General features: G+C 36.4%; 11 protein-coding genes. 3 read left to right on the top strand and 8 right to left on the bottom strand.

The window, feature by feature from the left end:
* Position 1: 1 nt before the first annotated feature.
* The gene (locus tag J2786_RS12610) at positions 2–1312 is read left to right on the top strand and encodes an ABC transporter permease (protein ID WP_047434480.1); all 1311 of its coding nucleotides are present in this window, start codon (positions 2–4) and stop codon (positions 1310–1312) included.
* A 101-nt stretch (positions 1313–1413) separates the two neighbouring features.
* Here J2786_RS12610 and J2786_RS12605 read toward each other — a convergent pair whose 3' ends face one another.
* From J2786_RS12605 to J2786_RS12570, 8 genes are all read right to left on the bottom strand, one after another.
* A complete protein-coding gene (locus J2786_RS12605; RefSeq protein WP_047434482.1) occupies positions 1414–2085 on the bottom strand; it encodes a porin family protein in 672 nt (223 codons plus the stop codon).
* Between the two features lie 15 nt (positions 2086–2100).
* Positions 2101–2973: a succinate--CoA ligase subunit alpha gene (gene sucD / locus J2786_RS12600; protein WP_034699171.1), complete on the bottom strand. Its 873-nt coding sequence runs from the start codon at positions 2971–2973 to the stop codon at positions 2101–2103.
* A gap of 90 nt (positions 2974–3063) precedes the next feature.
* The gene (locus tag J2786_RS12595) at positions 3064–3966 is read right to left on the bottom strand and encodes a UDP-3-O-(3-hydroxymyristoyl)glucosamine N-acyltransferase (protein ID WP_047434485.1); all 903 of its coding nucleotides are present in this window, start codon (positions 3964–3966) and stop codon (positions 3064–3066) included.
* 67 nt (positions 3967–4033) lie between these two features.
* Positions 4034–4600, bottom strand: coding sequence for an elongation factor P (gene efp / locus J2786_RS12590; RefSeq protein WP_047434488.1), 567 nt, complete (start codon positions 4598–4600; stop codon positions 4034–4036).
* An 84-nt stretch (positions 4601–4684) separates the two neighbouring features.
* The gene (gene lpxA, locus J2786_RS12585; RefSeq protein WP_047434491.1) at positions 4685–5479 is read right to left on the bottom strand and encodes an acyl-ACP--UDP-N-acetylglucosamine O-acyltransferase; all 795 of its coding nucleotides are present in this window, start codon (positions 5477–5479) and stop codon (positions 4685–4687) included.
* Entirely contained in the window at positions 5480–6877 is a 1398-nt protein-coding gene (locus tag J2786_RS12580) for a bifunctional UDP-3-O-[3-hydroxymyristoyl] N-acetylglucosamine deacetylase/3-hydroxyacyl-ACP dehydratase (RefSeq protein WP_047434493.1), read from the bottom strand.
* Positions 6870–7901 (bottom strand): UDP-3-O-(3-hydroxymyristoyl)glucosamine N-acyltransferase, encoded by a 1032-nt coding sequence (gene lpxD, locus J2786_RS12575; protein WP_047434496.1) that lies wholly within the window; start codon positions 7899–7901, stop codon positions 6870–6872. The genes J2786_RS12580 and lpxD overlap by 8 nt, the downstream gene beginning before the upstream one ends.
* A 71-nt stretch (positions 7902–7972) precedes the next feature.
* A complete protein-coding gene (locus J2786_RS12570; protein WP_047434499.1) occupies positions 7973–9199 on the bottom strand; it encodes an HD domain-containing protein in 1227 nt (408 codons plus the stop codon).
* 295 nt (positions 9200–9494) lie between these two features.
* Here J2786_RS12570 and J2786_RS12565 point away from each other — a divergent pair, with 295 nt between their 5' ends.
* Together J2786_RS12565 and porX are read left to right on the top strand one after the other, a co-directional pair.
* Entirely contained in the window at positions 9495–11078 is a 1584-nt protein-coding gene (locus J2786_RS12565) for a S41 family peptidase (protein ID WP_185097562.1), read from the top strand.
* Positions 11079–11210: 132 nt separating this feature from the next.
* Entirely contained in the window at positions 11211–12755 is a 1545-nt protein-coding gene (porX, locus tag J2786_RS12560) for a T9SS response regulator signal transducer PorX (RefSeq protein ID WP_047434504.1), read from the top strand.
* Positions 12756–12757 lie beyond the last annotated feature (2 nt).

Genomic DNA, 12757 nt, shown 5'->3' with positions numbered 1-12757 from the left:
TATGAATAATATTTTTTTAATTACCAAGAGAGAGTTTCTTACGCAGGTTAAGAAAAAGTCTTTCATTATATTAACCCTGCTTGCCCCTGTGATGATTATTGCTTTCGGAGCAGTTGTAGGATTAATGTTTAAGGCGAATGAGTCACACAGTATTATAGAAGTGGTTGATAAGAGCGGACTGTTTACCAATCAGCTTAAATCCAATGATAAATTAAACTACGTTTTTGTTTCTGCAGCAGATGAAAAGTCCAAGATTAACAATCTAAAAGGAAATGAATCTCTGGATGGTATCCTGATTCTTCCTGAACTGAAAAATCAGAATTTTGATGGCCTTGAAAAGGAAACCAGACTTATTATCAACAGTAAAATAGGGTTTGATACAAAGCAACAGATTGTATCTGACATCAGCAATGTTGTGAGAAAAGAAAAAATCAAGCAACTGGGTATTCAGGAAACTCAGTTAAATGATCTTGATAAAAACTTTACCTTAAAAACCATTAATGTAACGGATAATAATAAAGAGGATTCTGATGTTGCTTTTGGGGTGAAATCCGGATTAAGTATGGTACTGATGTATGTTACTTTTATGTTCATCATTATTTATGGGGTAAGGGTAATGCGAAGTGTGCTTGAAGAAAAAAATAACCGTGTCGTAGAGATCATTATTTCTTCTGTAAAACCTTTTGAACTGATGATGGGAAAAATACTGGGAGTAACAATGGTTGCACTGACCCAGTTTTTGATCTGGATTACCATGTCTGTTATTGGTGCATTGGTATTAAATACAGGCTTTTCTCCTCTTCAGAAAAATATTCCGGGTGGAAATGAAGAGATTGCAAGCAAACTGGATATGGGACAGCTTGCGACTCAGATTTCACACAGTTTATTGGAGCTGAATTTTCCGTTAATCATTTTTGTATTCATTGTATTTTTCCTTTTAGGATATATTTTCTATAGTTCTATTTATGCAGCTATTGGTTCTGCGGTGGATAACGAAACAGAAACACAGCAATTTACTTTATTTGCGATCTTACCGTTAACATTAGGAATGTATGGGAGTTTTACATTGATGAACAATCCGGAAGGTCCTTTAGGCTTCTGGTTATCAATAATCCCTTTTACTTCACCGGTTGCTATGATTGCCAGAATTCCGTTCGGAGTTCCTGCATGGCAGATTGCACTGTCTATTACATTATTGCTGGTAACCACAATTTTTATGATCTTCCTTGCCGGAAAAATCTATCGTGTAGGAATTTTAATGTACGGAAATAAAGCTACCTTAAAAGAGCTTTGGAAGTGGATTAAGGGATAAGAAGTAAAAAGGCTAAATAATCAATACCTTTATTTTGTAAGGTTTGTAATAAAAAAATCCCGGAAATTTAATTTCCGGGATTTTTTATATTCTGAAATATTCTATTTGAATATATAGCTTAAAGTAAGTGCAATTACCTGTTCTGATTTTTTCTTATCAGTACCCTTGGTTTCTTTTTTAAGACCAGGATAAGTATCACCAAGACCTAAGTCATATTTTACAGCTACTTCAAGTTGTCTTTTGTAGCTATATCCTACTCCCAGTCCAAGTCCCCAGTTAAAGCTCTTCGCCTTACCATTTACACCTGCCGGCTGGTTAGGATCGGTAACATCCGGGTCATAATAAGGCCTGCTTACAGGAGCGTCTTTAACGTTCTGGCTTAGCAAAAAGTTAAATCTAGGTCCTATTAATCCAAAGAATTCTGATTCCGCTTCAGAAAAATATCCTTTGAAATAAAGAGGCACACTCAGGTAGTTATTAGCATATATTGCATCATAACCGCTTACACCTTTAGCATCTTTATCTTTTCCTGTTTCTCCTGCACCATAGTACTGAACTTCAGGTTGAATAAAGAATTGGTTTGCCTTTCCTACGGGGATCAATGCCAAAGCTCCAGCCTGGAAAGTGTATCTTGGGCCTGAAGGATTGTGGGCGTTAGATACTCTGGAGTAGTTTAAACCTCCTGTTACTCCAAATCTTGTACTTTTCCATTGCACCTGCGCAAATGATAAAGCAGAAAGCGTTAAAGCTGAGGCTAATAAAAGTTTTTTCATATGTTGAGTTTTATATTATCCTAGAATCTTAGCTACAGTAGCACCAATATCAGCAGGAGAATCAACAACGTTGATACCGTTTTCTCTCATGATTTCCATTTTTGCCTGAGCTGTATCTTCAGCACCACCTACGATAGCACCTGCGTGACCCATTGTTCTTCCTTTTGGAGCTGTTTGTCCAGCGATGAAACCTACAACCGGTTTAGTAGATCCGCTTGCTTTGTACCATCTTGCTGCTTCAGCTTCAAGACCTCCACCGATTTCACCGATCATTACAACAGCTTCAGTTTCCGGGTCGTTGATGAAAAGTTCTAATGCTTCTCTTGTAGTTGTTCCAATGATTGGGTCACCACCGATACCGATTGCAGTAGAGATACCGTAACCTGCTCTTACAACCTGGTCAGCAGCTTCATAAGTAAGTGTTCCTGATTTTGAAACGATACCTACTTTACCTTTTTTGAAAACGAAACCTGGCATAATACCAATTTTAGCTTCTTCAGAAGTAATGATTCCAGGGCAGTTTGGTCCGATTAATCTGCAGTCTCTGTCAGCAATATAAGATTTTACTTTTACCATATCAGCTACAGGAATACCTTCAGTAATACATACGATTACCTTGATACCTGCTTCAGCAGCTTCCATGATAGCGTCTGCTGCGAATGCCGGTGGTACGAAAATGATACTTACGTTTGCTCCTGCTTTTGAAACAGCGTCAGCTACAGTGTTAAATACCGGCTTTCCTAAGTGCTCGCTACCTCCTTTTCCTGGAGTAACACCACCTACTACATTTGTTCCGTATTCAATCATCTGACCAGCGTGGAAAGTTCCTTCGTTCCCTGTAAATCCTTGTACAATTACTTTAGAATCTTTGTTTACTAAAATTGACATTTTATTGTTGTTTTAATTTATTTATTATTTTATTAATGCTCACAAATTTACTTAAATTTCTTTGATTTTAGATAAAACCTTTGGAATTGTTTATTTGAGATTTCTCAGCTTTACTTCTTTTTTCAGATAAGTCTTGAAATCTTCTGCAAACATCCCGATATAGGTTCCTTTTTCAAGATCTCTGTTCACCCCTGTTTTTCCGAGAAGCACGGATCCTGACTCAATTTTGTTACCGGAAGCAATTCCTACCTGTCCCCATAAGGTCACCTCATCTCCGATGATACAGCATCCTGCAATTCCCACCTGAGAAGCTATCAGACATTTTTTTCCGATAACGGTATCATGTCCGATCTGAATCTGGTTATCCAAAACGGAGCCTTCTCCAATGATGGTAGAGTCTGTAACTCCCCTGTCAATAGTACAGCCGTTTCCTATCTCCACGTTGTTTTCAATAACAACATTTCCAACAGATATCAGACGGTCAAAATTTCCGTTTAATTTTCTGTAATAAAATGCATCACCACCTAGTACGGTATTGGACTGGATGATAACATTATCACCGATTTCTGTACGGTCACCAATAACAACATTAGGAAAGATTAAGGTATTTTTCCCGATTTTCACATTGTTTCCGATCACTGCTGAAGAGTGAATCTTTGTACCCTCTCCTATTTCCACGTCGTGAAGTTCTTCTGTGAAATTATAGATTCTGGTAAAATGAGTATTGATTTTATTAAAGTCTCTGAAAGGATCATCAGAAACTAAAAGTGCTTTACCTTCCGGACAGTCTACTTCTTTATCAATTAAAATTATAGTGGCTGCAGAGTTTAATGCTTTGTCATAATATTTGGGGTGATTCACAAAAACAATATCACCTGGTTTTACCATGTGAATTTCATTAGTTCCCAATACTTCAAAATCTTCCGGCCCTACAAATGCTGAGCCTATTATATCTGCAATCGTTTTAAGCTTTTGCGGAGAATGGAATCTCATAACAATAGATTTTCTTATAAAACAAAATTCGGAGTGCTGATGCAAACCGAATTTATGTAAATTTTATTTATTCTTTTACTCTTTCTAAGTAGCTACCGTCTTCAGTGCTTACTTTAATTCTGTCTCCCGGTTCGATGAACAAAGGAACCATTACTCTAGCTCCTGTTTCAACGATTGCGTTTTTAAGGGCGTTTGTTGCAGTGTTTCCTTTTACACCCGGATCAGCTTCGATAACATCAAGGTATACGGATTGTGGAAGTTCAGCAGAAAGTGGAGTTTCATCAACTTCTTTCAGGATGATTGTTACTTCTTCACCAGCTTTCATAAACTGAGAGTTCTCAATCATTTCTTTATTGATGTATAACTGAGAGAAGTCATCATTGTTCATGAAGTGGAATCCGTTCTCATCATCATACAGATACTGGAACTTTCTGGTGATTACTTTTACTTCATCAATTTTGTGTCCTGCAGAGAAAGTATTATCAATTACTTTACCGTTAGTCACAGATTTTAATTTTGTTCTTACGAAAGCAGGTCCTTTCCCTGGTTTTACGTGAAGAAACTCGATTACTTTAAAAATATCATTGCTATACTCGATGCAAAGACCTTTTCTGATATCGTTACTTGTTGCCATTAATATATATTATCTTTTTTACTTAAATTGTATTGGCTGGCAAGCAAACAGGCAGATTTGCAAATTTGCTTTTTAGCATTTCTCTTAATTACTCTCTTTACCGGTTCCGTATCCTTTTACGATCCCTCTTGGTGAGTTTTGAATAAACTGTAAGATTTCATCTCTTTCAGCCGTTGGAAGCATTTCTTTTTCAATATGGGAAATAGCCTGGGAAACGTTCATCTTCATTTGGAAGATTGCTCTGTAGATTTTCTGGATTTCAAAGATTTTTTCATTCGTAAACCCTCTTCTTCTTAAACCGACAGAATTGATACCAGCATAAGACATAGGCTCTCTTGCTACCTTTACATAAGGTGGAATATCTTTTCTTACCAAAGTACCTCCGGAAATCATTACATGTTTTCCGATTTTACCGAATTGGTGAACTGCTGATAAACCTCCCATAACGGTATAATCTCCAATCTCTACATGACCTGCAATACCACAACCGTTTACGATGATAACGTGATCTCCAATAACGCAATCATGGGCAATATGCGAAGTAGCCATAATAAGGCAGTTCGCTCCTATTTTTGTATATCCTAAAGCCTTTGTCCCTCTGTTTACGGTAACGCACTCTCTGATTGTCGTTTCGTCACCAATAATTACCTGGGTATCTTCACCATCAAATTTCAGATCCTGGGGAATTGCAGAGATTACAGTCCCGGGAAAAATCCTACAGTTTTTTCCTATTCTTGCACCATCCATAATGGTTACGTTAGGACCAATCCATGTTCCTTCTCCAATTTCTACATCCCCTGCAATGGTAGTGAAAGGTTCTACGATTACATTTTTGCTGATTTTCGCACGTTTATCTACGGCTGCTAATTGATGAATCATTTAATCAACTTTATTTTTTGCAACTTGAGCCATAAGCTCTGCTTCTACTGCTACAGTGTCTCCTACATATCCATACCCCTGCATATGAACAATTCCTCTTCTGATAGGCTCAATTAATTCAATTTTGAATATAAGCGTATCTCCTGGAATTACTTTTCTCTTGAATTTCACCTTATCGATTTTGATGAAATAAGTAGAATAGTTTTCAGGATCCGGAACGCTGGCCAATACAAGAATTCCTCCTGTCTGTGCTAATGCTTCCACCTGAAGAACTCCAGGCATTACAGGTTCTTTAGGAAAATGTCCAACGAAGAAAGGTTCGTTCATTGTTACATTTTTCAAACCTACCACGTGAGAGTCTGAAAGTTCAAGAACTTTATCAATTAATAAGAACGGGGGTCTGTGAGGCATAAGCTTCATAATTCCGTTGATATCGAATACCGGTTCTTTTGTCAGGTCAAAATCCGGAACGTTTTTCTTTTTCTGCAATTTCCACTGGCGGTTTAGTTTTTTCGCAAACTGAGTATTCACAAAGTGTCCCGGTTTGTTAGCAATAACTTTACCTTTTATTTTTACTCCTGCCAAAGCAAGGTCACCAATTACATCAAGTAATTTGTGTCTCGCAGCTTCGTTAGGATAATTTAAATTAAGATTGTCAAGAATACCGTTTGGTCTGATCGATACATTATCTTTTCCAAAGGCTTTCTTTAATTTTTCTGTTGTTTCAGGCGTAAGATCTTTATCTACATATACAATGGCATTGGAAATATCTCCACCTTTGATCAAACCATGATCTAAAAGCATTTCCAATTCATGCAGGAAGCTGAATGTTCTTGCTGATGAGATTTCGTCTTTAAATTCTGAAATATTTTTAAGAGTAGCATTCTGAGTACCAAGTACTTTAGTCCCAAAATCTACCATGGTAGTTACTTCGTAAGTATCTGATGGAATGATGGTAATTTCCGAACCTGTAGCCGGATCACTGTATGTAAGAACTTCTTTTACAACAAGATACTCCCTTGCAACAGTTTGTTCAACGACTCCCACACTTTCGATAGCTTCCACAAAGTACTTTGAGGATCCATCCAAAATTGGTGGTTCAGAGGCATCCATTTCTAAAATTGCGTTATCAATATCACAACCAACAAGGGCTGCTAAAAGATGTTCGCAAGTGGTAATTTTTACCCCTAATTTTTCTAATGTAGTTCCTCTTTCCGTTGCTACAACATAATTTACATCCGCTTCTACCTGAGGATGTCCCTCCAGGTCTGTTCTTACAAATACGAAACCTGTATTTTCCTTAGCAGGTTTAATGGTAAGTTTTACTTCTCTACCCGTATGAAGGCCAATTCCAGCAAGAGTTACCTCCTGCTGAAGTGTTTTTTGCATATCACTCATTAGTATTATCTTTTGAGTTATTCTCAAGATTATTTATTCTATTTACTATTCCAGGTAAATTCCTGAAATGAACATAACTCCTTAAATAGTCATTGTAACTGATTGCGGGTGAACCATACAATGTTTCTCTGTCATTAACACTGGAATTCACACCACTCTGAGCCTGGATTTTCACCTGGTTCCCTATTTTGATGTGTCCTACAACACCTACCTGTCCCCCAATCTGGTTCCAGTCACCAATAGTTGTAGAGCCAGCAATTCCTGCCTGTGCAGCAATGACGTTGTTCTGACCAATTTTCACATTGTGGGCAATCTGAATCAGATTATCGATCTTAGTTCCTTTTCCAATTATTGTAGAGCCTATTGTAGCTCTGTCAATACTACAGTTTGAACCAATTTCCACATCATCCTCAATAATCACATTTCCAAGCTGTGGTATCTTTTTGAAGCCTTCAGCTGTTGGCTGGAAACCAAAACCATCCCCTCCGATTACCGTGTTGGAATGAATCACACAGTTATCTCCGATAATACAGTAGTCATAAATTCTGGCACCACTGTCTATCTTACAGTTTTTACCAATTTTCACTCCTTTTCCTATATATACATGCGGATAGATCTGTGATCCTTCTCCTATCTTAGCTTTCTCAGAAACATACGTAAATGCTCCGATATAGGCTTTATCCCCTATAGCAGCTGTGTCATGAATAGATGAGCCATTTTCAATACCTTCTTTTCTTCCCTGCATTTCCTGATATAAATTCATCAGAATCTGAAAAGACAGATAGGCATCTTTTACAACGATTAAGGTAGGGTTATAATGATTTTTCTCCAGAAGTTGTTCCGAAACGATGATAACAGAGCACTTTGAGCTATCCAAATAATGAGAAAATCTATCTTGTGCTATAAAAGAAAGATGTCCTGATTCTCCATTTTCAATTGGTGAAACTCCCGTAATAAGTGCATTCTCGTCACCTATTATTTTTCCGTCAATAAAACTTGCAATTTGCGAAGCTGTAAATTCCATATTCTGCAAAGATAAGAAATTCTATAATTTGCAAACATGTTTTAGTTTCAGATCGTAAATTTTAATATTCTTTAAGAGTCCAATCTTGAGATATCTCTTGGAAACATAAGGATATAGCGGGTTGTCTTATTCACGATCAACCCTGATAAAAGCTGATCTTCCGACTCATGCAGCCTTGTTCTCCTGCCATTTTTATGCAGTAAATAGATGGGCTGTTTCTCTGCATGATAAGGCAATAATTTTCTTTTAATTTCATGTACCAATTCATTACCATTATCGATTCCGAAAAGTTCATTACTCTTTTTTATTTTTTCCTTAATTATTTCCTGGTCAAATGGATGTGATGAAATAATTGTTTTAGGCAAATTTCTCTGAATTACACATTGGCACCAATATGATAATACAAAGTCATCCGAATTTTGCCATTCTTTCATTGCCTGAATCACATCATTATCGTCAAGTTTTGTAAATCGTTCTATATCTTCATCCGTTGCAGCACTTTTTTCGCGGTATAAAAAATATTTCAGATTATCGGTAGCAGGAAGTTCTGCTCCCTGAGAAATCAGATACTTTGCTCTTTCCAAAATCTTAACCAAAAGAAACTCTGCCAAAGCTGACGTTTTATGATAGTACACCTGCCAGTACATGAACATTCTGGCTGTGAGGAAATTTTCAATGGAATAAATACCTTTTGCATCAATTACCAGCTCGCCTTCATCACAGACATTCATCATGGAAATAATTCTCTGGGTATTAATATTTCCTTCAGAAACTCCTGTAAAAAAACTGTCTCTTTTAAGATAATCCAAACGGTCAACATCCAGTTGGGAAGAGATCAGTTGGTTGAAAAATTTCCTGTGATATTTTCCCTGAAACATTTCAATAGCCATTGACAGCTGCCCTTCGAATTCCTCATTAAGCTTATTCATCAGCAGTAAAGAAAGATTTTCATGATGCCAGTCATCCATCAGCATACTTTCCAAAGCATGAGAAAACGGACCATGACCAATATCATGCATCAGAATGGCCAGCATTGCACCTTTTTCTTCTTCCTCCGAAATTTTCACTCCTTTCTGCTTCAATGTTTCCAGCGCAGTGAACATCAAATGCATCGCACCAAGAGCATGGTGAAATCTTGTATGGGTAGCACCGGGAAATATGAGATTCAAAAGCCCTGTCTGCCCGATTCTTCTTAATCTCTGAAAGTAGGGATGCTCAATGATATCAAATAAAATTTCGTGTGGTATTTTGATAAATCCATGAACGGGATCGTTGATGATTTTTAGCTTATTCTGCATTGAAACGTCAGTATTAGTAAACAAAGTTAGGCATTTTAAAGTTTAGCCATTTATTAAATTACTATTAAAATATAGGGATAAGAGAGTCTTCTACCAAATATTTTTCATCAAAAAGCATCATCATATCCATTATAGAAATTCTTTGGCAGCTATTTATTTTCCATTCAATATTTTTTGAAAACCTTTTGCGACTGTTGTATTAAAGGATTATCTTTGAGAGAAAACACGGCAACCTTTAATGAGAAAGTATTCTCTTTTCCTTTTATTACTTTTAAGTTTAAATTTTTCCGCACAAATGATCACCAGGACGCAGAAGTTGGAATCTTTGTGCAGGGTTTGGGGATTTTTAAAATATTATCATCCTCATGTGGCAAAAGGGAATCTGAACTGGGATAGGCAGCTTTTTCAAAAAATCAATGAACTTGAAAATATTAGTGATAAACAATCTCTCAATCATTTGTATTCTGAATGGATCGAAAGTCTGGGGGAAGTTCCGTTATGCAGAGAATGTTCAGTGAAAGATCAGAAAGTTTATTTTCTCAAAAATTTTGATCTGCGCTGGATTGACAATTCGCAGATTTTCTCTGATGATGTATCTCAAAAGCTTCGTTATATTGAAAGCAACCGGAATCTTGGAGATAATCATTATGTTGGAAAAGGGGGAAGAAAAATATATTTCAGAAATGAAAAATCTTATGGATCCGGATTTACTTCCACAGCGATTAGCCTACTGGAGCTATTCCGTTACTGGAATTATGTAGAATATTTCTTTCCCTATAAATATGAAACCGATCAGAACTGGAATGATGTTCTTACAGAAATGATTCCAAAATTTCTACTGATTGATGATGATGAAAATTTTCACCTTACGTTAGCAGAGCTGGTCACTAAAACAGATGATTCACACGCCTATATTTCGTCGAAAGAAATTCAGCTTCATCTGTATGGCCAACGAAAGGTTCCCGTAGAATACTCCTATGCTGAAGGAAAATTAGTAATTACAAAAATCAATAATACACGATCAAGACATCAAAGTCCGCTGCAAAAGGGAGATGTCATCTATGATATTGACGGAAAAACCATTCCGCAAGTGATTAATAATTTGGGAAAATATGTGCCTGCTTCCAATTCATGGGGTAAGGTCAGTAAAATAAAAGACAAACTTCTCTTCAGCAACAATGATTCTGTTGCTTTAAAGATTGAAAGAGAAGGACAAAATCTCGAAATAAAAACCAGAACATATTTAATTAAAGATATTATTCATGAAAAGAATCCTGTTCCAAAAAAGTGGAAATTTATGGATTATGAGAAGAAAATCGGGTATGTGAATATGGGAATTATAGAAAAGGAAGATCTTGATGAAATGTACAGCAGTTTACAATCTACGAAATCCATTATCTTTGATCTCAGGAATTATCCGAAACAAACGATTGTACCCTTGAGCTATCTTCTTCTTCCGAACCCGGCAATCTATTATCAGTTTACTTTTCCTGACACCAGCTATCCCGGAAAGTTCTACATCAGAAAAAATGTCACCGGCAGAAAAAACCCTGAATACTATAAAGGAAATGTCATCGTTTTAGTAGATGAGAATACGCAAAGCCAGGCAGAAACCACAACAATGATGTTCAAGCAGCATCCGAAAGCTAAAATTATCGGGAGCCATACTTCGGGAGCCAACGGAGATGTCATTATGTTTAAAATTGCTGACCTTGACACCCGTTTTACAGGTCTCGGTGCCTATTATCCTGATGGCAGAGAAACCCAAAGAATCGGAATTATTCCTGACATCCTTATAAAACCAAGTGTAGAAGGAATAAAAAACGGAAAAGACGAAGTGCTGGAAAAGGCTTTGGAGTATATAAAAACCACTGATTAAATGAAAAGAAAATGTGAATTATTTTACCGTATTTTCATTTAACTAATATTTAACTTTTAATCTTTCGATTTTGTGAGATTTTAAAAGGAATTGGTCAACATTTTGATACAATAACCATGTAAAAAATAAATTATGTCAGAAAAGATATTATGGATCGATGATGAAATAGATTTACTTAAACCTCATATCGTATTTTTAGAAAAAAAGGGTTACCAGGTAACTCCTGTTAATAACGTGAATGAGGCTTTGGAACTTATGGATTCAGAGAAATTTGCGTTAACGCTAATTGATGAAAATATGCCCGGCATTTCCGGATTGGAAGCAATTCCTATGATTAAGGAAAAAGATAATGCCTTAAAAATCGTAATGGTTACCAAAAGTGAAGAGGAACACATTATGGAAGAAGCAATCGGTTCCCAGATTGCCGATTATATATTAAAGCCTGTAAACCCTAACCAGATATTACTTTCCCTAAAGAAAAACCTTCAGGAAGATAATCTTGTTGAGCAAAAAACAATTTTGCAGTATCAGCAGGAATTCAGGAATCTCTCTATGGAACTTTCGTACCTGAGAACCTACCAGGAATGGGCAGAATATTATAAAAAGATCCTTAGCTGGGAAATCAAATTTGATAAGGTAGCAGACAATGAGTTTGCAGATCTTCTGCAGTCTCAGAAAGAGGAAGCTAATATTCAGTTTGCCAAGTTTATTGAGAAAAATTATGAAAACTGGTTGACAGATTCAGACAAACCGATGATGAGCCATACACTTTTCAAGGAAAAAGTGAAACCTGAAGTAGAAAAAGAGAAGGTACTTTTACTGATGGTGGATAACCTTCGTTATGACCAGTGGAAAGTAATCGAACCTCTGTTTACGAAATATTACAATAAAATATCAGAAGATTATTATTACAGTATTCTTCCTACGGCAACACAATACGCGAGAAACTCTTTCTTTGCAGGATTAATGCCATCCGAGATTGAGAAACGTTTCCCGGATAAATGGTTCAATGATAATGAAGAAGGAAATAAAAATGAGTTTGAACGTGATTTTCTTGAAGACCAGATGAAAAGAATTGGTCTTGGATCAAAATCCATGAAGTATCTTAAAGTACTGAACGCGGATTTTGAAAGAAAGATCTACGATGATTTCAATCAACATAAAAATAATGATCTTTTAGTCATTGTATACAACTTCATTGATATCCTTTCACATGCAAAAACAGATAATCATATTGTAGACCAGCTGATCCGTGATGATAAGACTTTCCGTTCCCTTACGTTCAACTGGTTTGAAAACTCTTCTTTACTGAAGATCATCAAGACCGCTGCAGAAAACGGATATAAGCTGGTAATCACAACAGATCATGGAACGGTATATGTGAAAAAGCCAAGTAAAGTGGTGGGAGACAGAGAAACGTCTACAAATATCAGATATAAAACAGGTAAAAGCTTAACGTATGATGATAGTGACGTATGGGCTATTACCAACCCGGAAAAACTTTTCCTTCCCAAAGGAAATCTAAGTTCGAAATATATTTTCGCTAAAAACAATATATTCCTGGCTTATCCTAAAAATTACAATCATTTTGTAAATTACTATAAAGAAACTTACCAGCATGGTGGAATTTCACTTGAAGAGTGTATTATTCCTATCAGCGTATTAGAACCCAAGTAGTT

The organism is Chryseobacterium vietnamense (genome assembly GCF_031454475.1).
In the GTDB taxonomy this organism is placed as follows: Bacteria; Bacteroidota; Bacteroidia; order Flavobacteriales; family Weeksellaceae; genus Chryseobacterium; species Chryseobacterium vietnamense.
Note: the sequence above shows the minus strand (reverse complement) of the source record. Positions and strands in the feature narration are given on the sequence as shown.